At 62.6% G+C, this 21,229-nt stretch carries 34 protein-coding genes and 2 pseudogenes; 22 read left to right on the top strand and 14 right to left on the bottom strand.

From position 1 onward, the window contains the following. The first annotated feature begins 241 nt into the window (after window positions 1–241). The 3 genes and pseudogenes from BVER_RS06330 to BVER_RS06320 all read left to right on the top strand — a co-directional run bounded on the left by BVER_RS06330 (window position 242) and on the right by BVER_RS06320 (window position 2,195). Window positions 242–1,070: pseudogene (locus tag BVER_RS06330) on the top strand (DUF932 domain-containing protein). Window positions 1,071–1,251: 181 nt separating this feature from the next. Continuing rightward, window positions 1,252–1,653, top strand: a complete 402-nt coding sequence (locus BVER_RS06325; RefSeq protein WP_050452553.1) for a HEPN domain-containing protein — start codon at window positions 1,252–1,254, stop codon at window positions 1,651–1,653. A gap of 215 nt (window positions 1,654–1,868) precedes the next feature. Next, window positions 1,869–2,195 carry a TrfB-related DNA-binding protein gene (locus BVER_RS06320; protein WP_050452552.1) on the top strand — a complete coding sequence of 109 codons (327 nt, stop codon included), beginning with the start codon at window positions 1,869–1,871 and terminating at the stop codon, window positions 2,193–2,195. Here the strand turns inward: BVER_RS06320 and BVER_RS06315 are convergent. Next, window positions 2,159–2,773: a recombinase family protein gene (locus BVER_RS06315; protein ID WP_050452551.1), complete on the bottom strand. Its 615-nt coding sequence runs from the start codon at window positions 2,771–2,773 to the stop codon at window positions 2,159–2,161. The genes BVER_RS06320 and BVER_RS06315 overlap by 37 nt on opposite strands. A gap of 211 nt (window positions 2,774–2,984) precedes the next feature. On the opposite strand from BVER_RS06315, the gene BVER_RS06310 reads away from it, so the two are divergent. The 12 genes from BVER_RS06310 to BVER_RS06255 all read left to right on the top strand — a co-directional run bounded on the left by BVER_RS06310 (window position 2,985) and on the right by BVER_RS06255 (window position 10,230). Continuing rightward, on the top strand, window positions 2,985–3,242 hold the full coding sequence (locus BVER_RS06310; RefSeq protein WP_050452550.1) for a FitA-like ribbon-helix-helix domain-containing protein: 258 nt from the start codon (window positions 2,985–2,987) through the stop codon (window positions 3,240–3,242). Beyond that, the gene (locus BVER_RS06305) at window positions 3,239–3,664 is read left to right on the top strand and encodes a type II toxin-antitoxin system VapC family toxin (RefSeq protein ID WP_050452549.1); all 426 of its coding nucleotides are present in this window, start codon (window positions 3,239–3,241) and stop codon (window positions 3,662–3,664) included. The genes BVER_RS06310 and BVER_RS06305 overlap by 4 nt, the downstream gene beginning before the upstream one ends. A gap of 154 nt (window positions 3,665–3,818) precedes the next feature. Beyond that, window positions 3,819–4,064: a type II toxin-antitoxin system TacA family antitoxin gene (locus tag BVER_RS06300; protein WP_198155175.1), complete on the top strand. Its 246-nt coding sequence runs from the start codon at window positions 3,819–3,821 to the stop codon at window positions 4,062–4,064. Between the two features lie 74 nt (window positions 4,065–4,138). Beyond that, entirely contained in the window at window positions 4,139–4,588 is a 450-nt protein-coding gene (locus BVER_RS32385) for a pathogenicity island protein (protein WP_232316408.1), read from the top strand. Between the two features lie 337 nt (window positions 4,589–4,925). Further along, window positions 4,926–5,309 carry a single-stranded DNA-binding protein gene (locus BVER_RS06290; protein ID WP_050452547.1) on the top strand — a complete coding sequence of 128 codons (384 nt, stop codon included), beginning with the start codon at window positions 4,926–4,928 and terminating at the stop codon, window positions 5,307–5,309. A 208-nt stretch (window positions 5,310–5,517) separates the two neighbouring features. Continuing rightward, a complete protein-coding gene (locus BVER_RS06285; RefSeq protein ID WP_198155174.1) occupies window positions 5,518–6,255 on the top strand; it encodes a ParA family protein in 738 nt (245 codons plus the stop codon). A gap of 2 nt (window positions 6,256–6,257) precedes the next feature. Continuing rightward, complete coding sequence (locus BVER_RS06280) at window positions 6,258–7,349, top strand: ParB/RepB/Spo0J family partition protein (protein ID WP_050452545.1); 1,092 nt, start codon at window positions 6,258–6,260, stop codon at window positions 7,347–7,349. Window positions 7,350–7,363: 14 nt separating this feature from the next. Further along, complete coding sequence (locus BVER_RS06275; RefSeq protein WP_050452544.1) at window positions 7,364–7,618, top strand: hypothetical protein; 255 nt, start codon at window positions 7,364–7,366, stop codon at window positions 7,616–7,618. After that, a complete protein-coding gene (locus BVER_RS06270) occupies window positions 7,591–8,511 on the top strand; it encodes a DUF3991 and TOPRIM domain-containing protein (RefSeq protein ID WP_198155173.1) in 921 nt (306 codons plus the stop codon). Before BVER_RS06275 ends, BVER_RS06270 begins: the two co-directional genes overlap by 28 nt. 159 nt (window positions 8,512–8,670) lie before the next feature. After that, a complete protein-coding gene (locus tag BVER_RS06265; protein ID WP_198155172.1) occupies window positions 8,671–8,925 on the top strand; it encodes a helix-turn-helix domain-containing protein in 255 nt (84 codons plus the stop codon). A 179-nt stretch (window positions 8,926–9,104) separates the two neighbouring features. Beyond that, window positions 9,105–9,395, top strand: a complete 291-nt coding sequence (locus BVER_RS06260; RefSeq protein WP_157055941.1) for a hypothetical protein — start codon at window positions 9,105–9,107, stop codon at window positions 9,393–9,395. Window positions 9,396–9,546: 151 nt separating this feature from the next. Then, the gene (locus BVER_RS06255) at window positions 9,547–10,230 is read left to right on the top strand and encodes a MobC family plasmid mobilization relaxosome protein (protein WP_050452541.1); all 684 of its coding nucleotides are present in this window, start codon (window positions 9,547–9,549) and stop codon (window positions 10,228–10,230) included. Between the two features lie 62 nt (window positions 10,231–10,292). On the opposite strand, the gene BVER_RS06250 is transcribed toward BVER_RS06255, so the two are convergent. Further along, the gene (locus tag BVER_RS06250) at window positions 10,293–10,841 is read right to left on the bottom strand and encodes a TetR/AcrR family transcriptional regulator (RefSeq protein ID WP_232316412.1); all 549 of its coding nucleotides are present in this window, start codon (window positions 10,839–10,841) and stop codon (window positions 10,293–10,295) included. 150 nt (window positions 10,842–10,991) lie between these two features. On the opposite strand from BVER_RS06250, the gene BVER_RS06245 reads away from it, so the two are divergent. Together BVER_RS06245 and BVER_RS31220 are read left to right on the top strand one after the other, a co-directional pair. Continuing rightward, window positions 10,992–11,813: a glutathione S-transferase family protein gene (locus BVER_RS06245; RefSeq protein WP_050452539.1), complete on the top strand. Its 822-nt coding sequence runs from the start codon at window positions 10,992–10,994 to the stop codon at window positions 11,811–11,813. A gap of 87 nt (window positions 11,814–11,900) precedes the next feature. After that, on the top strand, window positions 11,901–12,056 hold the full coding sequence (locus tag BVER_RS31220; RefSeq protein ID WP_157055940.1) for a hypothetical protein: 156 nt from the start codon (window positions 11,901–11,903) through the stop codon (window positions 12,054–12,056). 5 nt (window positions 12,057–12,061) lie between these two features. Here the strand turns inward: BVER_RS31220 and BVER_RS06240 are convergent, their stop codons facing one another. From BVER_RS06240 to BVER_RS35120, 3 genes are read right to left on the bottom strand one after another with little or no spacing between them, the layout of a single operon-like run. Then, window positions 12,062–13,165, bottom strand: coding sequence for a relaxase/mobilization nuclease domain-containing protein (locus BVER_RS06240; protein ID WP_050452538.1), 1,104 nt, complete (start codon window positions 13,163–13,165; stop codon window positions 12,062–12,064). Between the two features lie 14 nt (window positions 13,166–13,179). Further along, complete coding sequence (locus tag BVER_RS06235) at window positions 13,180–13,470, bottom strand: hypothetical protein (RefSeq protein ID WP_050452537.1); 291 nt, start codon at window positions 13,468–13,470, stop codon at window positions 13,180–13,182. Beyond that, window positions 13,467–13,589, bottom strand: coding sequence for a hypothetical protein (locus tag BVER_RS35120; protein WP_269750742.1), 123 nt, complete (start codon window positions 13,587–13,589; stop codon window positions 13,467–13,469). Before BVER_RS35120 ends, BVER_RS06235 begins: the two co-directional genes overlap by 4 nt. 279 nt (window positions 13,590–13,868) lie before the next feature. On the opposite strand from BVER_RS35120, the gene BVER_RS06230 reads away from it, so the two are divergent. Together BVER_RS06230 and BVER_RS32380 are read left to right on the top strand one after the other, a co-directional pair. Beyond that, window positions 13,869–14,177: a type II toxin-antitoxin system TacA family antitoxin gene (locus BVER_RS06230; RefSeq protein WP_440588091.1), complete on the top strand. Its 309-nt coding sequence runs from the start codon at window positions 13,869–13,871 to the stop codon at window positions 14,175–14,177. A gap of 74 nt (window positions 14,178–14,251) precedes the next feature. Further along, window positions 14,252–14,482 carry a hypothetical protein gene (locus BVER_RS32380; RefSeq protein WP_198155169.1) on the top strand — a complete coding sequence of 77 codons (231 nt, stop codon included), beginning with the start codon at window positions 14,252–14,254 and terminating at the stop codon, window positions 14,480–14,482. A gap of 407 nt (window positions 14,483–14,889) precedes the next feature. On the opposite strand, the pseudogene BVER_RS31215 reads toward BVER_RS32380, so the two are convergent. Then, window positions 14,890–15,072: pseudogene (locus BVER_RS31215) on the bottom strand (cyanase); the annotation flags it as partial. A gap of 480 nt (window positions 15,073–15,552) precedes the next feature. On the opposite strand from BVER_RS31215, the gene BVER_RS06215 reads away from it, so the two are divergent. Genes BVER_RS06215 through BVER_RS32375 form a run of 3 tightly spaced genes read left to right on the top strand, consistent with a single transcriptional unit; the run spans window position 15,553 to window position 16,627 of the window. Further along, complete coding sequence (locus tag BVER_RS06215; RefSeq protein ID WP_050452581.1) at window positions 15,553–15,864, top strand: type II toxin-antitoxin system TacA family antitoxin; 312 nt, start codon at window positions 15,553–15,555, stop codon at window positions 15,862–15,864. Between the two features lie 2 nt (window positions 15,865–15,866). Beyond that, window positions 15,867–16,403, top strand: a complete 537-nt coding sequence (locus BVER_RS06210) for a GNAT family N-acetyltransferase (protein ID WP_050452536.1) — start codon at window positions 15,867–15,869, stop codon at window positions 16,401–16,403. Then, window positions 16,400–16,627: a helix-turn-helix domain-containing protein gene (locus BVER_RS32375; RefSeq protein ID WP_198155183.1), complete on the top strand. Its 228-nt coding sequence runs from the start codon at window positions 16,400–16,402 to the stop codon at window positions 16,625–16,627. The genes BVER_RS06210 and BVER_RS32375 overlap by 4 nt, the downstream gene beginning before the upstream one ends. Window positions 16,628–16,913: 286 nt before the next feature. On the opposite strand, the gene BVER_RS33450 is transcribed toward BVER_RS32375, so the two are convergent. From BVER_RS33450 to BVER_RS06170, 8 genes are all read right to left on the bottom strand, one after another. Beyond that, a complete protein-coding gene (locus tag BVER_RS33450) occupies window positions 16,914–17,162 on the bottom strand; it encodes a recombinase family protein (protein WP_232316407.1) in 249 nt (82 codons plus the stop codon). A 363-nt stretch (window positions 17,163–17,525) separates the two neighbouring features. Continuing rightward, the gene (locus tag BVER_RS06195) at window positions 17,526–18,212 is read right to left on the bottom strand and encodes a DUF6118 family protein (RefSeq protein WP_050452535.1); all 687 of its coding nucleotides are present in this window, start codon (window positions 18,210–18,212) and stop codon (window positions 17,526–17,528) included. Then, window positions 18,209–18,544, bottom strand: a complete 336-nt coding sequence (locus BVER_RS06190) for a type II toxin-antitoxin system PemK/MazF family toxin (RefSeq protein ID WP_050452579.1) — start codon at window positions 18,542–18,544, stop codon at window positions 18,209–18,211. Before BVER_RS06190 ends, BVER_RS06195 begins: the two co-directional genes overlap by 4 nt. Next, window positions 18,541–18,843 carry a hypothetical protein gene (locus BVER_RS06185; RefSeq protein WP_050452534.1) on the bottom strand — a complete coding sequence of 101 codons (303 nt, stop codon included), beginning with the start codon at window positions 18,841–18,843 and terminating at the stop codon, window positions 18,541–18,543. Before BVER_RS06185 ends, BVER_RS06190 begins: the two co-directional genes overlap by 4 nt. A gap of 66 nt (window positions 18,844–18,909) precedes the next feature. Next, window positions 18,910–19,098: a hypothetical protein gene (locus BVER_RS31210; protein WP_050452533.1), complete on the bottom strand. Its 189-nt coding sequence runs from the start codon at window positions 19,096–19,098 to the stop codon at window positions 18,910–18,912. 18 nt (window positions 19,099–19,116) lie between these two features. After that, on the bottom strand, window positions 19,117–19,449 hold the full coding sequence (locus BVER_RS31205) for a hypothetical protein (protein ID WP_198155168.1): 333 nt from the start codon (window positions 19,447–19,449) through the stop codon (window positions 19,117–19,119). Window positions 19,450–19,457: 8 nt separating this feature from the next. Beyond that, window positions 19,458–19,955 (bottom strand): hypothetical protein, encoded by a 498-nt coding sequence (locus BVER_RS32370; protein ID WP_198155167.1) that lies wholly within the window; start codon window positions 19,953–19,955, stop codon window positions 19,458–19,460. Between the two features lie 236 nt (window positions 19,956–20,191). Next, window positions 20,192–21,229, bottom strand: a 1,038-nt coding sequence (locus BVER_RS06170) for an AAA family ATPase (protein ID WP_198155166.1), incomplete at its 5' end; no start/stop codon positions are given.

Here is a 21,229-nt window from a genome sequence, read left to right as displayed (position 1 = left end):
CTTGAAGAGATCGCCGCAAAGCATCGCGGTTATGACAATGAATGAAATATGTACATTTACATCTATTGACATAATTTCACTATCCACCTAAAATCTAGGTGTCAGTTCGAGGAATTGACCCGAACACGCGGCGGTTTCCGCGACATGGTCGAAGTGGTCGCGGCCCGTATCTGACCACACCGCCAGCCCGAGGCGACGGCAACTGCTCCGGGCTTCACCAACTCATGCAGGAGTTACGACAATGCAGCTTTCCAGCCGTTTTGCGCCCAAGTCCCCCGCGCTCCATGCGGCCTCACCCCTGTCAGATGACCAGATCGCGCGCGTCGCGCCGTCAATCTTCGCCGCCGAGCCCCACGGCAGCCGTTCCGAGCGTTACACCTACATTCCGACCATCGACGTTCTGCGCGGCCTTCGCAAAGAGGGATTCGAGCCGTTCATGGTCTGCCAAACCCGCGTGCGGAATGAGGACAAGCGCGAGCACACCAAGCACATGATCCGGCTGCGCCATGCCGATCAGATCAACGGCCGCGAAGCGGGCGAAATCATCATGCTGAACAGCCACGATGGCACCAGTTCCTATCAGATGCTCGCCGGCATGTTCCGGTTCGTGTGTCAGAACAGCATGGTTTGCGGCGACACCCTCGCAGACTTTCGCGTGCCGCATAAGGGCGATGTGATCGGCCAAGTCATCGAGGGCGCTTATACGGTGCTGGACGGGTTCGAGAAGGCCGAGGAATAACGCGAGGGCATGAAGGCCCTTACCGCTGTCCAGCGGCGAGCAGAACGCCTTTGCGACGGCCGCGCTGGCGTTGCGCTACGACGAGGAAACTCATGCCCCGATCGCGGCCGACCAACTGTTGACCCCGCGCCGCTATGAGGATCGCGTCGACGACCTTTGGAGCACGTTCAACCGCGTTCAGGAGAACATGACCAAGGGCGGCGTTCCGGGCCGCACGCGCAAGGGTCGTTCTACCCGGACCCGCTCAATCAACGGCATCGACCAGAATGTGAAGATCAATCGTGCTCTTTGGATTCTGGCGGAGGAATTGCGCCGCTACCGGGCCGCCTGACGGCAGCGAGGGGCTTGCACCGTGCAAGCCCCTCTTTCTCCTCCCCTGTCGCGCTAGGCGCTATGAGACACCCCACAGGCCTCGCCTCGCTGCGCGCGCTAACCGCTCGATTGAACCGACAGGAACAGGCTCTAGCCACTTACACTAAAAAGCACAGGATCACCGGCCGGGAGAAACACACATGAGAGGCGACACAGTTGCAGCGGCGTTCATCAACAACGCCTCCGGCTTTGCCGAGGCCACCACGATGCGCGCTCCGGACGCAATCGAGGCGCGGCTAGAGGCTGCGTCGATCGCCATTGAGCTATCGCTAAAGGCCGTGATCCTGCACCAAGGCGGCACCGACAAGCAGAACCGCGCCGAGATCGGCCACGACCTTACGAAGGCTTGGCATCTGGCGAGTGCCTATGGTTTTGAGCCGAACCTTGCGCTTATGCCGATCGTCAACCGCCTTTCGCCTTATTACAGCCGGCACGCCCTCGCGGAAATCGCCGGCACGATGCGCGCCGGCGAACTGGCGGAAATAGTCGCAGCCGTCAGACTTCACGTTGAAGCGGTGCGGCGCTGGATGGAGATGGATTGATGGCCCGAGCAGCACGAGAGGAAACCGGCAACCTCGTCCGCCTAACGCACACTGGTATTGCAGAAGGCCGCGAGGGCGATCAGCGATGCGCTAAACGCCCTCGCGCGCGCCGAAGATGCGGGCTGGTCGCAGCGCGACCAGCCCCGGTGCAATTTCGTCAACAACACGCTATGCTTCATTGACAGTCATTTACACGAGGATGCGAGGGACCGCCGATGGCGAAAACGCCGACCATGACAGCAGACGAGTTCGAGGCGCTGCGGCCCCGCCTTCGCCGCCTTGCGCTCGATACCGTCGACATCGCGCGCGCTGTGCTGGTTGACGGCATGACGCCGCCCGATGTAGCGGCGCGCTACGGCATGACGCGCCAGCGCGTGCATGGAATCGTGAAGCGTTTTCGCGCTGCGGCTCAGGAGGTTCCTACGGGCTGGCGACGAGTCGAGGTCTGGTTGCCGCCAGAAATGGCCGCACAGGTCAAAGCTATGGCCGACAAGGCGCGATCCGATCACGCCTCCAGCGGCAGCTCCGGCGTGTCCGAATAGCTCTTATGGCCCGGCCGGCTATTCGTAGGGAAATAGTTGTAGAGGGTGGACGGCCCGACATTGAGCCGGCGCGCCACTTCCGAGAACGTCAAGGGTGGATCAGCCGAGAGCAGAACCCGAGCGACCGCCAAATCCTTTTCACTCAGTTTCTTCGGCCGCCCCCCTACCTTCCCTTTCGCCCGAGCTGCGGCTAGCCCGTCTTTCGTGCGCGTGCGGATCACGTCGCGCTCAAATTCGGTCAGCGCCGCGAAGATCGCAAACGTCATCCGCCCTGCTGGCGTGGACGTGTCGATTGCCTCATTGAGCGAGCGGAACTCAATCTTGCGCTCTTTCAGATCGTTGACGGTCGAGATCAGTTGCGAGAGTGACCGGGCGAGGCGATCGAGCTTGTAGACGATGAAGGCATCGCCTTCGCGTGCGTAGGCCAGTGCCTCTTTCAGCACAGGCCGTCCCTGTCGGGCACCCGAGGCGGTTTCGATGAAGATCTTTTCGCAGCCCGCGACTTTGAGCGCGTCGAGTTGCAAGGCCGTGTTTTGGTCCGCCGTCGAGACGCGCGCATATCCGATCAGTTGAGACATAGGGCTCCGATCCCGTCAGAAACTCGTCGCGACCCCTCAGTTTTTGCCAAGGGGTTTTTGATACGGTTTATGAAAAATTTTAGGACCTTTGCGATCAGTTTCCAAGTCACTTTCAAAAAACGTCGCAAAACGATCGTTTTTAGACCGTTGCCGAATGATATCATTTACTATATAACGAAATCATTGAAATCGAATCAGTAATGAGGATATCATGACGAGTGTTACCGTTAGAAATCTGCCCGATGAGGTGCATCGAGCGCTTCGCGTGCGGGCAGCTCATCATGGGCGCAGCACCGAGGCGGAAATCCGCGAAATTCTGGAAACCGCCGCCCGGCCGCCTCAGCGCGTCAAGCTCGGTTCGCTGCTGGCGTCTATCGCCCGCGAGGCGGGCGGGCTGACCGATGCCGAAGCCGAGAGCTTCAACCAGCTCCGCGACAAGACGCCGGCCGAGCCGATGAGGTTTGAATGATCGTTCTCGATACCAACGTCATTTCCGAGTTGTGGAAGGTCGAGCCGAATCCCAAGGTGCTGGCCTGGATTGACGCTCAGGCCGTCGAAACCCTCTATCTGTCCGCTATCACAGTGGCCGAGTTGCGCTATGGCCTTGCGGCGATGCCCGAGGGTAAGCGCCGCACGATCTACCAGGAGCGGCTAGAGCAAGAAGTTTTGCCGACCTTTGCGGGCCGCGTGCTGGCCTTCGATTTGGACACTTCCAGAACCTATGCCGACTTGATGGCGCTGGCGATGGCAGAAGGCAAAGCCATCGGCAAGGAAGATGGCTACATCGCGGCCACGGCCGCCGCGCACAGCCTGATAGTGGCAACCCGCGACACAAGCCCTTTTGATGCTGGCGGACTTGAGGTCATCAACCCTTGGGAGGCATCGTCATGAAGCCATGCGAGCAGTACGACGACGCCTATAGCCGTTGGCTGGCCGCCGAAATTCAGGCCGCCATCACGAAAAAGCGTTGCGTTAGCGTACACTTTGAAAAAGTACATAGATGGAGGTTGGTATGCCACGCGCTGCCGTAGACGACAACAAACGTATGAGCCTGCGCGTTTCACCTGAGGCAAAGGCCAAGCTCGTTCGAGCTGCGGCGTTGCGCAATACTGACCTGACCAACTTCGTGATGCAGACAGCGCTCCGCGAAGCGGAGGCCGTGATCGAGGCGGCCGAGGTCATCAAGCTGTCGGCCCGCGATTACGCGCGCGTTCTCGAACTGCTGGAAAATCCCCCGCGCGCGAACGCGAAGCTGCGGGCAGCGATTGCCGCCCTCCCCCACGACCTGTGACGGTTCCCGACTGGCGAGAGGAAGCCATCTCGAAAACGCACGATCGACAGTCATTCGATTGTGGTGATGCCGCCATGAATGACTTTCTCCGGCGCTATGCGCGCCAGAGTCACGAGCAGAGTGCTTCCAAAACATTTTGCGCGATCGATAAGGCTACGCCCAACCGGGTCTCAGGATTCTACACAATCGCGCCATCGGCGGTAGCTCATGAGGGCGTGCCGGCATCGATGACGAAGGGTCTCGCGCAGCACGAGGTGTCTGGGTTCAAGTTGGCGCGGATCGCAACCGATGTCTTCGTTGCTGGTCAGGGTCTGGGCGGCAGACTCCTTGCCGCTGCGGCGCTTCGCTGTTTACGGGTCGCAAACGAAGCCGGAGGCGTGCTGCTCATCATCGACGCCAAGAGCGAGCGCGCCGCCCAATGGTATTCAAGCTATGGGGCCGAGGCGATAGAAAACAAGCCTCTAACACTTGTCATGCCTCTCGCAGAATTTGCGATCGATCTAAAGGCAAATGGTCTGCTTTGAGCGTCGTCGGACTTGCACGGTGCAAGAGTCTTGCGCCTGCCGCTTACGTGGCACCGTGGCTCTAGTCGCTTCGCTCCCCGAGCCCACAAGTGGTCTCGGCCTACCGGTGACGATCCACTGGCGGGGCGTCGAGGACCCGCAAAGCGGATCCTTAACGCAAGATCGAGCCGGCCCAGGGCCGGCAGTTCGTTCGTCAGAAGGTGAGAGCCGCGCGGCTCTCTCCCCCGCAACGACAATAGCCGGGCCGAGGCTCAGTCGCTGCGCTCCCTGCGCCAGCACCAACCCGGCGATTCTCGTTGCCCCCTCTCTCCCGCTGTTCGCTACGAGGCAGGGTTGCATGACAGTCCTGCAACAACAACCACAATTCATGGAAGAAGGAGACAACACCATGTTGAACGAAGCGACCTTTGAAGTCTTTGGCACCGTTCGGAAGATCGAGCAGAACAGCAACGGCCGCAAATGGCTTCGGCTTACTGTCACGGTCGATCGGAGCTACACGGATGGCAATAATCAGCGCGTTGAGAAAACGACTTGGTTTGAGGCGGTTTGCTTCAATCCGAAGTTGATCGAGATCATCAACAAGCTGGACGTGCATGACCGTTACATCCGCCTGAAATGGGGCATTGAGATTGGCTCGCGCGAGTTCGAGGGACGCCAGATCAAGGAAACCAGCTTCGTGCTGGACGACCTTAAATTGCTGGACCGCAAGCCACGCGATTGAGAACAAGGCAGGCGTGGCCGTCTATCGGCTCCGCCTCATGGCTTGCACGGTGCAAGCCTTTTCGCAACAATATGTCTTAAATACTTTTACAAGTATTGACAATAACTGGCCGAGAGCCTAGAATAATCGTGTCGGTTCCGGTGAACCGGCCCGGTATCTTGGCGGCGGCAACCGCTGCGGCATCGGAAAGTCCATGCAGGGACCAGACATGAAAACACTAATAGTGATGAACGAGAAAGGTGGTGTTGGGAAAACCAACATCGTGACGCATGGCGGATGGTATTTCGCCGAGCGCTTCCGCACGCTTGTCATAGACCTAGATCAGCAAGCGAACCTGACAACCACGATGGGCGCGCACGTCGGGCATACCGATAGTGTCGAGTTGTTCTCGGCGGTTACGCGCGTCGAGCCGATCGGCGCTTTGACCGTGACGCGATCGACACGCGAGCTTCTCGGCATCGAGGGCGCAGACCGAGAAGTCATCAAGACATTCCGCGACAGCCTCGCGGCGATGGCCGACGATTATGACGTTTGCATCATCGACACCCCGCCCGCGCTGACCAATCGCACCTATGGCGCTTTGCTGGCCGCGGATGCGGTCATCGCGCCGATCGGGATCAACGACTATTCGGTGCAGGGCGTGGCTGAGTTGCTACGCGCCATGAAAGGCGTCTCCACCTTCTACAGGCGGCCCGAGCATCAGTTTTTGGGCCTGTTGCCTTCCATCTTCGATCGCAAGAGTCGGCGAGAGCGTGAGCTGTTCGATGGCTTGGCCGAGCATTTCGGCAAGATCGTTTTCCACGGCGTCGTTGCCAAGCGCGACACCTATTCTCGCGCAGCGGGCGAGGGACAGCCGGTCTGGAACATGAAGGGCGCAGCCGCGCGAGATGCTGGCCACGAGATTCGCGGCGTGTTCGACACGATCGCACAGAAGATGGAGCTTTGAACATGACCGCCAAGACCATCAAGACTCCAGCGAAAGCGAAGCCTGCCCCGGCCAAGGCTGACGCCAAAACGGCAGCGCCGAAGCCGCGCGCCACGTTCGCCGCCGCATCGTTCGGCAATCTCCGCGCAGCGAGTGGCGAGGGACATGGCGAAGCGCTGTGCCTCATGCTGGCCGATATCATCGAAGACCACGACCAGCCGCGCCGTGTGTTCGATCAGGCCGAGCTTGAGAGCATGGCCGAGACGATCAAGCTAAAGGGCGTCATTCAACCGATCGTCGTTCGACCGTCCGTCGAGGGTCGCTATATGCTGGCCTTTGGCGCACGCCGTTTCCGCGCCTCCAAGATCGCGGGCGTGAAGGACATTCCTGCTGTTATCCGCGTCAAGGACGATGACGATTTTGCCGCGCAGGTGATCGAGAACCAGCAGCGCGCGAACCTCACCAACTCGGATCTTTCGGCCGCGATCGACAAACTTTCGAGCGAAGGCAAGAACAACAAGCAAATCGCGGCGATTTGCAATCTCAAGGACTATCAGGTTGCGGCTTTCAAGCAGGCGGCCAGCTTCCCGCCAGAGCTGCGCGCGCGCATGGACAATAGCGACATGCGGGCGCTCTATGACCTCTTTCGTCAATGGGGAAAGACCCCGGTCGAGGTTATCGAAGCCCTGCCCGACGCAGATACGTTCATCACGATTACCGAGGCCCGGCGGATCATCGGCAGCATTACCGGCAAGCCTACCGGCAGCATCGTTCTGGACCGTCATGCAGCCCCGGCTCTGGTTCCTCCTCCCCATCAGGCCCCTTTTGCCGAGCAGAGCAAGCCCCAGCCGGGTGAGGCGAAGGTTGCGGAGCGCCCCGGCTTCGACTTCTCGCGGCCGAATCTCTCGCCGGACGCGGCCCTCGCTCCGAAGCCCGAGCGGTCGGCAGAACCCCATGCCGCCGCGCCAGTTTTCATCGTCCGGATCGACGGCGCGGAACAGGGAGCGCTGATCTTGGATCGCAAGGCCAAAACTGAGGGATGCGCCTTGGTCCGGTTCCCGACTGGCATCGAAGAAATCAGCGTCAGCGAATTGCGGATTGTCCGCATCGAGTAGGAGGAGGGGCCGATATGATCGACAGAGGACTGACCCGGCCTGAGCGCCACGCACCCACAGCGGGACGTATCCTTCTTCGCCTGTTGATCGGCGGTTTCGCCGTCGGAATCTATTTCGGCCTTCATCATGCTTGGGGTGACGCTTCGACCGCCGCTGCTGTCGGTGCCGTTTCTGCGGCTGGCCTCGCGGCCTTCACTTTCATTGCCGAGGCGATCGACCACGACTTTTCGCGGTCGACGCTTTGGCCTCCTTGGTGGTGGTATTTCTGATGCACGACCGAGAGCTAGACGAACTGCGCCATGGCGTCGATTGTCGGGCCGTTCTTGAGAGGGCCGGATGGAAGCTGGACGCAGCCGAGAGCACCAAGCATGCCGCGAAATATCGCAGCGGCGCGGAAATCGTCATCGTGACGCATGAGGGCAAAGGCTGGTTCGATCCCCTCAACGATGGGCGCGGAGACGTGATCGCCATCGCGCAGCATTTATGGGGCGGCACCATCGACCACGCGCGCAAGGCGCTACGCCCAATGGCCGGCATCGCCACGTCCATCACTCCGGCCTTTCGCGAGCGCTCAGCCCAAGCGCCGATCGACGCCGCGCGGACGTGGGCGAAGGCGCATCAGGTCCGGCCCGGCTCGCAAGGTTGGGCGTATCTCACAGACACTCGCGGTCTGCCGGTAGCCACGCTGGAACGCGCGATCGGTGCAGGTCTTTTGCGCGAGGGCATCTATGGAACGGTCTGGTTTCAGCACCGTAAAAGCGACGGTCGGCCCTGCGGTTGGGAAATGCGCGGCCCGAAATATAATGGCTTCGCCAAGGGCGGCGATAAGGCGCTTTTCTGGATTGGCGAGCTGGTGAGTGCGCAGCGAATCCCCGTCGCGGAAAGCGCGATAGACGCGCTCAGCCTCGCCACGCTTGAAGGCTGGCACGATAGAACCGCCTACCTATCGACCGGTGGTGGTTTCGGCCCGACCACGGCCGACACGTTGCGCGCGATGCTCCCAGCCGGAGCACGGATTGTTGCCGCGACCGATCGAGGACATGGCGGTGAGTTGCTGGCCGACCGGCTGCACAGCCTCGCGGACGCGGCGGGCCTCGCTTTCAGCCGAAAGAGGCCAGACGCCAAGGATTGGAACGAGCAACTTACGGACGGGGATTTGTGAGGGAGACGGGACGATGATTTTAGTTTGTGACCTTTGGCGGCGAGCCAAGGCTTGCACCGTGCAAGACAAGGCCGGGCTCCATCGCCGCGAACTGGCTTGCCGCTTAGACCGAGATTGTCGGGCATGCCCTTGACGATGGAGAGCTAGAGGAGATCAAGTATGACCAAGACGAAACAGCCTAGCCGCCTCGCCCGCGAGCTTGTCGAAATGACTGGCGCACAGCGCCGCCTCGGCCTCATGGACGAGGTGGCCTTTCAGAAAATCACGGCACGCCACCTCGAGGAGAATGCCCTGCCCACGGCCGAGCCGATCACGGCCGCAGCGGTGCGCGAGAAGACGCACCTTAGCCAAGCCGCGTTTGCCCGGTATCTCAACATGACAAGGGGCTACGTCTCGCATCTTGAGCGGGCATGACGCAGGCGAAGGGGCCAGCCATCGCCCTGTGAACGTCATCTGGCGCAAAGGTCTCGAGGCGTTGCTATGAGCATGCACGTTGAGGGCTACGAGAGCGTTTGGGACGCGCGGCCATGACTAACAGAGGATTGCCACGGCTGATACGCGCAAACTCTGCGAGGGGGCGCATTTTCCTTCGCTTGCTGCGCATCATCTTGGCCGTGCCGCTAGGTTTGTTGTGGATGCTGTTCGTTTTCATTTTGCCGTTCATTCGCATGCTCATATTCGTACCGCTCGCTCTGGCGATGATCGGCGGTTTCGTTTTTGCGGTTTATTGCTGCATGCATGGTGCTTGGCGTGACGCAGCGAGTGCCATGGCCATCGCGGTTGTCTCATGCTTCTTGTTCGCCGGTTTCACCGCGCTTGCCGAGAATGCCGATCCTGACTTCGGGCGTCCCGATCCTGTCCCGCCTTGGTGGTGGTATCTCTAAGGGCTGTGCTGATGGGTGTCGGAGGGTCCGGACTGGCATGAGGCTTGAAACGAGGCGCGATGATCTTCTTATGTAGAGCGCCCGCAGCCTGTCGATGTCTTGCACGGTGCAAGACAAGGCCGGTCGATCCATTCTTTTTCTCTTGCCCAGAATGACCAAGGTGAAGAACTTCGTTCTTCACCTTGGTCATTCTGGGCAAGAGCTTCTATCGACATGGGTGCAGGCGGACTTGGCCGCGGCCTTCAAGGCGCAAGCCCAAGGAACTGATGGCGGCACGTCGGCCGCGCTACGCCGCCTCGTGTCAAAGGCCGCGATCGGACAGGCACCGGCCGCGCCAAGAGGCGCGGGGACCGGCGCTCGGGTCGGAGTCCGCCTCAAGGCGGCCGAGCGCGCCGCGTTGGCCGAGGCCGCCCAAGCGCAGGGGACAAGTTCGGCGAATTGGCTGCGCTCGCTGGCGATCGTCCACCTGGCGCGCCGGCCGCAATGGAACGCGGCCGAGATCGATGAACTGCGCTCGCTATTCCGCGAGCTCCGCGCGATCGGCAACAACGTCAACCAAATCGCGCACGCCCTGAACGTCGCCGTTCAGACCGGCGAGTATCCGCCACATCAGGGCACGGCTACGCGGGAGGCCGTCGAGCTGCTGCGCTTCGAGATGCGCCGCGTCGTGGCCGTCATGAGCGGTAACTTCGAATATTGGGGCCTACCGGACGAGGACCGGCCTACGGCTGCGCCGGGAGCCGTGGAGCGGGCCGACGCGGAGGCCAGCACCGCCGAGGCCAAGCGGAAGCGCCGGCCGCGACGACGGCCGACGCGCTTCGCGGAGAGCGAATAGTCTTGCACGGTGCAAGACCGTCTGCACGGTGCTCCTGTAACGGAGCCGTGTGACGATCGCGGCTAGGATGCGCGCGCAGTCAGGAAGTCGAGCGTCATACGGGCGATCTCCTGCATCTCGGCAAGAGCGGCCCCGCTGCGCGCCCGCAGCGCCAAGCCTTGCACCATGCCAGTCGTCTGTCTCGCGAGCATGGCGACGGGAACCGCCGCGTCGATTTCGCCGCGATCCTGCGCGATCCGAAACCGCCGCTCGAACAGCTCATCGAGCAGGGCAATGAGCCGCCACAGCGCTGCGGCCACTGCCGGCGTCTCCGCCGCTTCGGCGGGCGCAGTGCACACTACCAGGCAGCCCCGTGCCTTTCCACCTGACAGATAGTGGTCGATCGACATGGCGAAGAACGTCGCCAGCTCGTCCCGCAACGGCCGCGCGGCCGGCAGCGCGTGTTCGAGTGCCGCCCTGGTGTCGCCGATCACGCGATCGACGACGGCCAGATACATCGCCGTCTTGTCGTGGAAGGCGTCGTAGAGCCGCGGCCGGCTAACGCCTGCGGCGTCGGCCAAGTCGGTGAGCGAAGCGCCGGCATAGCCCTTTTCCCAAAACACGCCGAGCACGGCGTCCAACACTGCGCCGTCGTCAATCCGCTTGGGACGGCCTCGCACGGGCCTGCTCACTTCCATTTTACTACCGATTCGCAGATAATTATTGACAGCGCTACTTAGCTACAGAATTTTAGGAAAATCCATGATTAGGAGCAAGCCCGCATGACGCACGACCTTTCATCCCGACCGCCCTATGAGAATCCTTATGAGCAGGTCCGCATCGGCAGCAACACCGTCGTGAAGCTGCATCGGTTCGCGGTCGGCAATCCCGAGGTCGCACGTTTCGTGCCGACGCTATCGCCGCCTTCGGCCAAGCTGGAAACCTACTTCCGGCTGCTGGACGTTCCCTACGAGGTCGTTCCGGTGATGGGCGTTCAGGACGCGCCGCGCGGCAAAGTGCCGTATATCGCCGTGGGAGACGTAAAGCTCACCGATTCAGATCTCATCATCGGGTATCTGAAACGCACTCAGGTCAATCCCGACGCCAACCTAACGCCGACGCAATGGGCGACGGGGCATCTGGTTCAGCGCACGCTGGAGGATCACCTTTACTGGATCATCGTCTATTACGAGTTCTGCGACCAAGCCGGGTGGGACTTCCTCTTGTGCGCTTCGGTCGGCGATCCATCAGCGCTGCCAGCGACCATCCGCGCTGGCTTCGATGCGGGACGCGCCGACTTTATGAGGCGGTGCTGGGACCATGGCATCGCCCGCTACACGCCGGCCGAGATCATCGAGAAGGCGTCTAAGGATTTGCGCGCGGTCGCCGAAATCATCGGAGACCACCAATATCTGCTTGGCACCGATCGGCCGACTTCGTTCGATGCAGTGGCTGTCGGGATGATGCTTGCCCTCTATCAGGCGAGGGACATGCACCACGAGATCACCGATTTCGCCCGCAGTATCCCCAACCTCAGCCGGTATATGCATCGCATGGTCACCGCCCACTATCCCGACCTTGAGCCGGCCTTCCAGCCTGCCTGACAGCCCGGAGCCCCCCATGCCTGCCGCTCGGCCCATAGGGGCGGGCGGCGGGCATCAACCTATACAAGATAGCGTCAGGATTGGCGGATGGACCCGACCGCAGTTGCTTTGTCATTGATGCGAGAAGCCATGACCTTGCTCGACACGCCCGAGGTGGAAGTGGTGGCGCAGCACCTACGTCTCGCCATCAAAGCGGCTGAGCAAGTCGCTTCAAAGCAGCAAACGCCAACGTGTGATCCGTGATGCGGTCAGCGCCGACCACCTGGGCGGGACTGGCCTGGTATATTTGGCGTGCCATGCTCGCGATCCGGTCTTGCACGGTGCAAGTCTTCCGAGTTCGACAGTGATGGCTGGGCGGGGGAGGGCGCTTCCTTGTCATGCCGTTGTTCGAGGACACGGCGCAGTTCAACAGCCATTGCCTGTCGGCGCGTGAGCGGCACCGGCATGTCGGCGACGAACCGATGAATGTCGCGCGCGAGCTGGCGATCGGCGCTGTCCCCCTGCGCAAGCGTGTCGGCATGGCCGAGATAGGCGCGCCGGATCGACTCCTGCCGGGCTTGAATGTCCTGGCTCCAATCACGCGGCTGCTGCGGCTTGGGGGCCAGAGCCTCCCGTTCCACATCCCGACGTTCGGCTTGGCGCACGCGAGTTTCCTTGCCGCGCTGTTCGCTGCGGTGGACGGCCGCGTGAGGGGTCTTGCGCACAACCACACGCGCTTGGCGCGGCGTGGCCTCCGCCTCGACGCCGAGGCGGCGCAGCTCGCGAGCGAACCGCTCCAGCCAGAGCTGAAGGTCGGCTGGGCCGGGAGCCAGGCGCCGGCCGTCCCGCCCTACCGCGCGCACCGTGACGTGAACGTGGGGATGCCGCGTGTCGTCATGTCGGGCCATGATCCAGTCGTGCTTGCCGACGAAGGTTTCGCGCGCCCAGGTCCGCGCCGCCGCCTCTACCTGGTCCGGCGGCGTTCCTGGTGGCATGGACAGGATGATGGCGACGCTCTGTGTCGCGTTCGGCGTCGATCGTCCGCGAGACTCGGCCGCGTTCGCGAGCAGCAGCCAGTCATCATGCAGGGCCAGAAGTCGCGTCATGTCGGAGATCTTCTCGCCGTCCTGCGTCTCGGCTTGAAGACGACCGTTGCTGGTGATGTAGTCGAGATGGGCCTTGAGATGCGCCGGTCCGCCGCGCGACCGGCCAGTCAGCTTGACAATCGCTTCCGGAGCGCGTGTCGCGATCCGTCCGAGCCTGGCCTTTGCAGAGTGTGAGATGGGGCGAGTGGCAGGGGCCTGATTGGGCTTCGCATCCTTGCCATTCACCGTGCTGGGGAGACGCCAGACGTGATCCTCCGCGTGCGCCATGCCTCCCCCCTAGATCACCGCCCCAAGGTCCGGCGCGGGGCTTCCGGCTCGATCCGGCGGCCGGCCGGCGCTGGCGCTGGCGCGCGCGTAGGCTCGGGAGACGTCGCGGCGCGCTTCATGTCGGCCGATGGGACCGTTGGCCCTTCCGCCAGCTCCTTCTTCACAAGCTCGGCCCAGACGAACGCCTTGATTTCGGTCTTGGCTTCCGTGTTGAGTCGGTTCATCTGCCGGTCGATCTTCTCCGAGAGCGCAGCCAGCATCACGCGGCCGTCCTCCGACAGCTCCTTTTGCGCTTCGAGGATCACGCGCCGATTGTCAGCGATCGTCGGGGGAGCCGGCTCGCCTGGCTGGCGTTCGCGACCTTCCCTTTCATGCTGGGCGGCTGGTCGAGCTGCACGAGCGCGGCGAGCTGCGGCTTGATCACACGCTATTCGGCCTCGCCGATGGCCTGAAAGTGAAGCCGCATTGACCCGCCTGGCACGAAAAAGGCCCGAAGGGCGGCAACCCTTCGGGCCTCGAATGGTGCGCCGGCCCATGCATGAACCGGAACACGGGCAAATATAGCAGAATCTACGCGGAGTTACAGGGCCGTTCGTGCGAGCCCTCGAATGGAGTCTTGCACCGTGCAAAGTGTTTGGCTGTGCCGTGTACGCCATCAAAGCGCACGCTCTTGCAACGGCAGGTAATTTCGGGTACATTTTGAATGTGTACGATTGTTGAGGAAGCGGAGATGCCCAGAGCTGCCATAGATGACAACAAGCGCATGAATCTGCGTGTTTCGCCGGAGACTAAGGCCAAGATCGTGCGCGCTGCTGCGTTGCGTAACACAGACCTGACCAACTTCGTGACGCAGACCGCGTTGCGCGAGGCCGAAGCTGTCATTGAGGCGGCCGAGGTGGTTCGCGTGTCGGCGCGCGATTACGCGCGCGTGCTGGAACTGTTGGATAGCCCGCCGAGGCCGCTGAACGCGAAGGTGCGCGCGGCAATCGTAGCGTTGCCCGACAACATATGACGTTACCTGGCTGGAAACAGGAAGCCGTCTCGAAATCGCATGATCGTCAGTCGTTCGATTGTGGCGACGCGGCGATGAACGACTTTTTCCAGCGCTACGCGCGTCAGAGCCATGAACAGAACGCGTCGAAAACCTATTGCGCGATCGACATTGCCACGCCCAATCGCGTCTTGGGCTTCTACACCGTTACTCCGTCAGCCCTCGCGCGCGAGGATGTGCCGACGACGATGACGAGGGGCCTGGCCCAACACGAGGTGTCAGGCTTCAAGCTGGCGCGGATTGCAACCGATGTCACTGTGGCGTGACAGGGTTTGGGCGGTCAGCTCTTGGTGGCGGCAGTGCTGCGTTGCTTGCGGGTCGCGTCCGAGACAGGGGGTGTGCTCCTGATTATCGACGCCAAAAACGAGCGTGCGGCCCGATGGTATGAGGGCTACGGGTCCGAGCCGCTTGAAGGCCGGCCGCTGACGCTTGTCTTGCGACTCTCGGACTTTGCCGCTGACCTCAAGGCCAATGGCCTTCTCTAATCAACACCTGATTGTGTGACCGCAAGCAGCAGAATCCGCATCGATTTTACAGCGCCTGTTATCGGCGGCCGGACATCGAAAGTCTTGCACCGTGCAAGTGTGCGGGTTCGCTGCCGAGCCCAGCGCGGCGCTGAGATCATCCCATACATAGGTTGGACGGTGCTTCCAGAGATCCGGAAGCATCCGTTCGTCGGGAGATACTTGCCGTCCAGCGTGATGACGCACCGATGGCCGCCTTCGGGATCGTCCTGCTTCTCGACCTTCAGCTTGAAGTTGATCGCGCTGATGATGCCATCGCCGAAATCCTCGTGCACGATCGATTTCAAGGTCGTCCCGTAGACCTGGATCATCTCGTAGAAGCGATAGATCGTCCAGTTCGGGACAAAGCCCTTGCCGATCAGCAGCTCGCCCAGCTCGTCGCGTGCGACATTGGTCATCTTTTCTTCCTTCCTTGACTGCACGGGTGCAGGCCCCGCCTGCAACCTTGCCTCGTGGCGAACAGCGGGGGGCGAGGGGGGCAAGGACGAGCTGGCCGGGTGGTGCTGGCGCATGGAGCGCAGCGAGCGAGCCACGGCCGGCCTGGTCGCCCTTGCTGTGTTTATGGGGTCGAAACCTCATTTAAACGCTCAAGGCGCGGCCGCGCCGGCATGGACCTGGGCGAGATCAGCGCAGCCGGATCTCGCCCCTGCCAGTGGATCGTCACCGGCAGGCCGAGACCGCGTTCGGGCTCGGTGAGCGAAGCGAATAGAGCCGCGGTGCCGCGCAGCGGCAGGCGCCGACAGCAGCGCTCCATGCATGCCTTGAAATGACCGGCATTTGGCCGTACATTATGCGAACAAGGAGATATGGCTATGGCCCATGCACAAAGACAGGCAAGCGCCACGACCGCGCGCCGGCGAGCTGAGCGTCTGGAAGCCCGCGTGACGGCGGAGCAAAAGGCCATCATCGAACATGCTGCGGCGCTCGAAGGCCGCAGCATCACCGATTTCGTGCTGACCAGCGTTCAGGACGCGGCCAAACGCGCCATCGCCGAGCATGAGGTCATCCAGCTCAGCGTCAGGGATTCGCAGGCGTTCGTGGAAGCGCTCCTCAACCCGCGCGAACCCAGCGCGCGGATGCGTGAGCGTGTGGCAGCCTATACGACGCTAATCGGCGACCAATAGGCGTGAGTATCGACGGAAGGCCAATAATCGAGCTTCTCGACACCGCGCGCCATGATCGTTCCGGCTTCTCCTGCGGAGTCGAGGCGCTCGACCGCTACCTCCAATCGCAGGCCGGCCAGGACGCGCGCCGTCGCGTGGCGGCTCCCTATGTGCTGGCGGAGCCGCCATCGCTCAACGTCATCGGCTTCTACACACTGTCGAACACGGCACTCCAAGCGGCGGAGTTACCGCCAGCCTTCGTGAAGAAGCTGCCGCGCTATCCGGTCCTGCCGGCCACATTGCTCGGCAGGCTCGCGGTCGATGCCGGACAGCTGGGCAGGGGGCTGGGAACGGTCCTCCTGCTCGATGCGCTGCGGCGATGCCTGCGGAGCGAGACGGCCTCGCTGGCGGTCGTGGTGGACGCCAAGGATGATGCCGCGATCTCGTTCTATGAACGGCACGAGTTTCTGCGACTACCCGACCAAGCCAACCGCCTGTTCAAGCCGATGGCGGAAATCGAGAAGCTGTTCGCCACGGCGGCAAGAGAGACGCGAGCATGATGGAGACAGATCGAGACCCAGAAATCTTCTATCCGCCGATCGAGGCCGTCGAAGTCCGGCGGATGCGTCAGGAGAGCGGTTTGAGCCAAGCGGCATTTGCTGATGCGCTTGTGGTGCACAAGTGCTCGGTTCAGCGCTGGGAGGCTAGCAAGATGCGAGCCAGCGGCGCCGCACTTGTTCTGCTAACCTTGGTTCGCAATCGCGGCCTCAAAATCCTCGCATAGCGAGCGCGCACCCTTGCACGATGCAAGACTTCGATGTTCCGACACGGATACGCGAGTTCGGTCTTACAAACGGCGGACAAAATCCAAGTGGGAGGCCAAAACCGCACTCCACGCGCCTTGGCAGCGATCCGGCCGGCGCTGGTGCGCTCCACAATCAGGGATCGCTAGAAGTCGGCCATGCCGGCGAACACGGTCACCACCATGCGCCAGGCCGGCGTCGTGGTATCGGCCCACGGTTGGCAAGCGAGCGCAGGCCCGCGCCGGCCTCCTTGATGCGCTCGGCGATCTACAACAGGTCGCGGGTGGAGCGGGCCAGGCGATCCAGGCACGTGACCGTCACCACGTCGCCGGCGCGTAGATGATCGAGCAACCGCCCCAGCTCGGGCCGGTCACGCTTCGCGCCGCTGACCTTTTCCTCAAAAATCCGGGTGCAGCCGGCTTCGCGCAACGTAGCCCGCTGTTTGGCGAGGTCCTGGCCTTGGGTGGACACCCGGGCATAGCCAATCGACGGGCCAGCGGGAGGCTTCTTGGGCATGGTCTTACATGTCGCGAATCATGTCGCAAGTATTCTACTATTCGCGACAAAGATATGCGACAAGAGAAACCTAAGCGGGCCGGGGCTTTGCGGGGAGGGGGGGAAGTGTCGCGGGTTCGTTTACGCGACACATGCATGCACCATCACGCATCCATTACTTACATGGGTTTTCGGTTTTGTGCTCCTCAACCCCGAAGACTGGCAATACTGTTTTAGAAAAGTGTCGCTTATCCACGCCAGATTTCCAGGCTTACTCACCGAGTCGTTCGCTAGTAATAGAATTCACGGATGACCTCCTGCGTCTTCGATGAGTTTTGCATTGTTATCCTGCGATTTGGATAATCTTGGGCGGACCTGTCCATCTCAATTGACCTGCCCGTTCGCCGGCACGGTGATCGCGCAACGCTGATCCTTCTTTGACTTGGCCGCTTCCTCGCCGCACGCGGCAATCTCCTTCTGATTGGCCCGCACGAGGTTCCAGGCGTTGACCGCGCTGTTCCACCCATCGGGGCTACTGGCCTTCATCAAGGCCTGACCAGCATCCCAGCGATCGGTATTCATGACCAGGGCTGCAACGTGGCCATTCAACCCAAAAGGCAGCGCCGCATAGAGAAACGGTGACAGCAGCAACGCGACGACGAAGACCGCAAGACCCATCCAGATCAGCCAGTTGCGTTGCTCATCCTGCCGGCGTGCCGTGCCGATCAGGTTGATGAGCTGCTGACGTTCGCGCTTCGCGTCCTGGATCGCCCGGTCGAGCTTCTGGCCCGCCTCGCGCATCAGCCCATTGCCTGCCTGAGCGATAGTCTGCCGGTGTTGCTCCGGCGTCATCGTGAGTGCGGGATGCTTGTTGATGGCATCGAGCTGGGCGGCGACGACAGCCAGGCCCTTGGCGATGCGCCCGAGATCGGGGCTGTAATTCGGCGGCTGGCTGTCTTCCCACGCGCCGGGTAGCGCCTCCACAGCCAGCCGCATCACCGATACTTCAGCCCGCAAATCCTCGAACGCTTGGGCGGGATCGGAAGCCGGGTCGTGGATGTCCTCCGTCATGCCGCTAATCCGTCGAGTCCAAAAAACCACACCAGCGCCCGGCTCACGGTGAGCATTCCCGTATCGTCGAGCCGGCCGAAGACCGGCCCCACTTTCGTGCACGGCACCGTCATCGCCCGGTCGATCATCACTTGCGAGGGTTTGCGCAGACAATTGCCGGCGGACGGCTGGACGGTGATGCGGACCAGGTGCTCGTCGTGAATTTCACTGGTCAGTTGCAGAACCGTGACGGACGGCAGGACCGCGAATACATCGGCCTGCACCACCAGCGCCGGACGCGGCTTCCCATAGTCACCTGAGACCGAGATCGTCACCAGATCGCCACGCTTCATGCCTTCCACTCGTCCGCGAAGTCATCCTCATCGACCAGGGCCTCAAGCTCCCTGAGTGAGGCGTGATCGTCGCTGCCGGGCTCACGGCTACGCGCCGCGATGGCGAGCGACTGCCGGTGAGCTTCGGCCGCGAAGGCTCGGCCTTCCTTCTGCTTCACATAGGTCAGCATAAAATCCCGTAGGACTTGTGCGGCCGGCTTGTCGTCGGCCTCGGTCGCGGCCGTGAAAGCGGCCTTCAAGGCCGGATCGATCCGAAAATTGAAAGTCTCGCCCTTGGGATGCTGACTCGTCCTCGGCATGGCCGCCTCTTGATATATACAAAACGCAAGTATAATGTAATTGCATTTTGTCCGTTCAGCAAGTCTCTACCTCGACATACCCAGCCCGCGATCACGATCGCGCCGGATGCTGCGCTCCATGGCCCGGTCGATATCGCGTTCACGCATCACGCAATCGAGGCCGGAGCCAGGCGCGATGCCCAGCTCGCGCTGCCGGCTGCGCATCAGGGATTCGAGCTGCGGATCGCGCTTCAGCTCGCCGGCAATGGACTTCATGCGCGCCTCGGCCTGGTCCTAGCCGCGCAAACCTTCCCGCTCGGCCTCAAGCCTGTTCCAGATCTTCACCAGGCGCGCGGCTTTCAGCTCCGGCACTTGCCGCACCCTCGCCTCATGCGCGATGCCCTCGACAAGCTGCGCCGTCCGCTCGCGGCCATGCATCTGCGTCATCGCCTTGTAAGTAGCCGGCTCGTGCTCGAGTGCTGTCAACAGATCCAGCGTGGCCCACGGCCGGTCCACGTCCAACGCGGCACCGGCATCGCGCAGGGCGACCTTCTGGTGTTCGAGGATGGGAAGGTCCTGCGCCCTCATCGTCGCCGCGTCCGTCCAGGCCCGCGCATAGCGATCCACGGCACGGGTCAGGTCCGGAGCCTCCCGCTGCGGTGGCTCCGCCATTCGTCCAGCGCCGGCACCCTGACGCCAGCAAACGCATCACGTGATGCCTCTGGCAGCATCACGCGGCCGGTCCCCAGCTTCAGCCCGTCGAACATGCCCCGCGTGGAGACGCCGCGCTTGCGCGCCGGAACCTCAGCGGGCCGCTCCATCCCATGCTCGGCGGCCCGATCCCGCGCCGGGCGTTCGCGCACGGTCGTCGGCACGATGATGTCGCTCTCGATACCCCGCCGGGCAGCATACCCCGCCCGGTCATAATCGAGCGTCGTTTCCTTGGCCTGGTAGCGCGACAGGCGCGTGGGCAGCGCGCTCACGTCACTGAATTCGTCCCGCCCGGCATAGAGCTGCGCGCCGTCCCGGTGCCGGGTCATCGCCACATAGGTCAGGTGTCGATCCATCGTGCCCGAGGCCAGCACATAGGCCCGGTCCACCGTCGCGCCCTGCGCCTTGGATGGTGGTGGCATAGCCATGATCCACCGCCGCGTAATCTTCCATGGAGACCGACACAGCGCGGCCATGGCCCGGTCCCTTGGCGGAATCTAGCCGCACCCCAAGGCGGCCGTCCTCGGCACGCTCCACGGTCGCCAGCATCCCGTTCTTCACGCCCAGCTCGCGATTGTTCTCGCGGAACAGCAGCCGGTCGCCCGGCGCAAAGGCACGCTCGCCCTCGGTCGTGCGGTAAACCCGCTCGCCATCCAGCTCACCGCGCTCCTTTCGGGCCGCCCGGATCGCCTCGTTGAGGTTCTGCACGTCCACCCGGCGATGCGCGAGCACCAGGCGCGAGCCGTCCGGCCGCGCCTCCATTGTCGGCCGCTACGTCGCGCACGATCGCGTCCCGCGCGTGCTCGGCCGTCTCTTCCAGCCGGATTGCGCCCCGCTCAGCATAGGCAGCCAGCCCTTCGGCCGTCCGATGGCGTCCAAAGTCCACGGACGCCTCGCGCTGCCACCATTCACGCTGCCGGCGGATTTCTTCCAGCTCCACGAAGCCGACGCGCTCCGCCACGGCCCGTAACGCCGCACCCGGCCCGATCGGCTGCAACTGCTCCGGATCGCCCACCAGCACGATCTTGGCACTCGCCCGGTCTGCCTCCTGAATGAACCGGGAAAGCTGTTTCGACCCGACCATGCCGGCCTCATCGATCACGAATACATCGCGCGGCCCGAGCTGGTCGAACCAGCGTTCCCAGCCCCGTTCCCACGAGGCCAGCGTGCGTGATGCGATACCGGCGCTCTCTTCCAGCCCCTCCGCCGCATTGCCGGCCAGCGCCGCGCCATGGACGCGATAGCCCTTAGCCTCACATGCTTCGCGTGCCACCGCGAGCATCGTGCTCTTGCCCGCCCCGGCCAGCCCCACCACGGCCGCGATCCGCTTCGGTCCCGTCACATGCTCAATGGCGGCCCGCTGCTCGTCGGCCAGCACAAAACCACCCCGCTGCCGCGCCGCGATCGCCGCCTCAACGCGCCGGCCGGCGACACCGAACCAGCGCCCCGGCAGACCGCCCCGGTCATCCGCCATGCGATCGGCGCTGATCGCCATATCGCGCTCGATGCCGACCATCTCCCGCGTCGAGTAGCGCGTCGGTTCCAGAACGCGGCCTTGGTCATCCCGTCGCTCAGCCTGCAATTCCACCAGCGCCGGCGAGGCCATGACCTTCGCAAAGGCGCTCTGGAATTCTTGGCGGTCGTCGTTGATGTAGCGATGCAACGCTTTTGCAACGTCGCGCCGATCGAACACGCT

This window comes from Candidatus Burkholderia verschuerenii (assembly GCF_001189365.1).
Taxonomy (GTDB): Bacteria; Pseudomonadota; Gammaproteobacteria; order Burkholderiales; family Burkholderiaceae; genus Caballeronia; species Caballeronia verschuerenii.
Note: the sequence above shows the minus strand (reverse complement) of the source record. Positions and strands in the feature narration are given on the sequence as shown.

Coding starts and splice junctions, on each gene's coding strand:
- BVER_RS06325 (WP_050452553.1), top strand. CDS start 1,252: ATGAGAGGCGACACAGTTGCAGCGGCGTTCATCAACAACGCCTCCGGC.
- BVER_RS06320 (WP_050452552.1), top strand. CDS start 1,869: ATGGCGAAAACGCCGACCATGACAGCAGACGAGTTCGAGGCGCTGCGG.
- BVER_RS06315 (WP_050452551.1), bottom strand. CDS start 2,773: ATGTCTCAACTGATCGGATATGCGCGCGTCTCGACGGCGGACCAAAAC.
- BVER_RS06310 (WP_050452550.1), top strand. CDS start 2,985: ATGACGAGTGTTACCGTTAGAAATCTGCCCGATGAGGTGCATCGAGCG.
- BVER_RS06305 (WP_050452549.1), top strand. CDS start 3,239: ATGATCGTTCTCGATACCAACGTCATTTCCGAGTTGTGGAAGGTCGAG.
- BVER_RS06300 (WP_198155175.1), top strand. CDS start 3,819: ATGAGCCTGCGCGTTTCACCTGAGGCAAAGGCCAAGCTCGTTCGAGCT.
- BVER_RS32385 (WP_232316408.1), top strand. CDS start 4,139: ATGAATGACTTTCTCCGGCGCTATGCGCGCCAGAGTCACGAGCAGAGT.
- BVER_RS06290 (WP_050452547.1), top strand. CDS start 4,926: ATGACAGTCCTGCAACAACAACCACAATTCATGGAAGAAGGAGACAAC.
- BVER_RS06285 (WP_198155174.1), top strand. CDS start 5,518: ATGAAAACACTAATAGTGATGAACGAGAAAGGTGGTGTTGGGAAAACC.
- BVER_RS06280 (WP_050452545.1), top strand. CDS start 6,258: ATGACCGCCAAGACCATCAAGACTCCAGCGAAAGCGAAGCCTGCCCCG.
- BVER_RS06275 (WP_050452544.1), top strand. CDS start 7,364: ATGATCGACAGAGGACTGACCCGGCCTGAGCGCCACGCACCCACAGCG.
- BVER_RS06265 (WP_198155172.1), top strand. CDS start 8,671: ATGACCAAGACGAAACAGCCTAGCCGCCTCGCCCGCGAGCTTGTCGAA.
- BVER_RS06255 (WP_050452541.1), top strand. CDS start 9,547: ATGACCAAGGTGAAGAACTTCGTTCTTCACCTTGGTCATTCTGGGCAA.
- BVER_RS06245 (WP_050452539.1), top strand. CDS start 10,992: ATGACGCACGACCTTTCATCCCGACCGCCCTATGAGAATCCTTATGAG.
- BVER_RS31220 (WP_157055940.1), top strand. CDS start 11,901: ATGGACCCGACCGCAGTTGCTTTGTCATTGATGCGAGAAGCCATGACC.
- BVER_RS06240 (WP_050452538.1), bottom strand. CDS start 13,165: ATGGCGCACGCGGAGGATCACGTCTGGCGTCTCCCCAGCACGGTGAAT.
- BVER_RS06230 (WP_440588091.1), top strand. CDS start 13,869: ATGTGTACGATTGTTGAGGAAGCGGAGATGCCCAGAGCTGCCATAGAT.
- BVER_RS32380 (WP_198155169.1), top strand. CDS start 14,252: ATGAACGACTTTTTCCAGCGCTACGCGCGTCAGAGCCATGAACAGAAC.
- BVER_RS06215 (WP_050452581.1), top strand. CDS start 15,553: ATGGCCCATGCACAAAGACAGGCAAGCGCCACGACCGCGCGCCGGCGA.
- BVER_RS32375 (WP_198155183.1), top strand. CDS start 16,400: ATGATGGAGACAGATCGAGACCCAGAAATCTTCTATCCGCCGATCGAG.
- BVER_RS33450 (WP_232316407.1), bottom strand. CDS start 17,162: ATGCCCAAGAAGCCTCCCGCTGGCCCGTCGATTGGCTATGCCCGGGTG.
- BVER_RS06195 (WP_050452535.1), bottom strand. CDS start 18,212: ATGACGGAGGACATCCACGACCCGGCTTCCGATCCCGCCCAAGCGTTC.
- BVER_RS06190 (WP_050452579.1), bottom strand. CDS start 18,544: ATGAAGCGTGGCGATCTGGTGACGATCTCGGTCTCAGGTGACTATGGG.
- BVER_RS06185 (WP_050452534.1), bottom strand. CDS start 18,843: ATGCCGAGGACGAGTCAGCATCCCAAGGGCGAGACTTTCAATTTTCGG.
- BVER_RS31210 (WP_050452533.1), bottom strand. CDS start 19,098: ATGAAGTCCATTGCCGGCGAGCTGAAGCGCGATCCGCAGCTCGAATCC.
- BVER_RS32370 (WP_198155167.1), bottom strand. CDS start 19,955: ATGCCACCACCATCCAAGGCGCAGGGCGCGACGGTGGACCGGGCCTAT.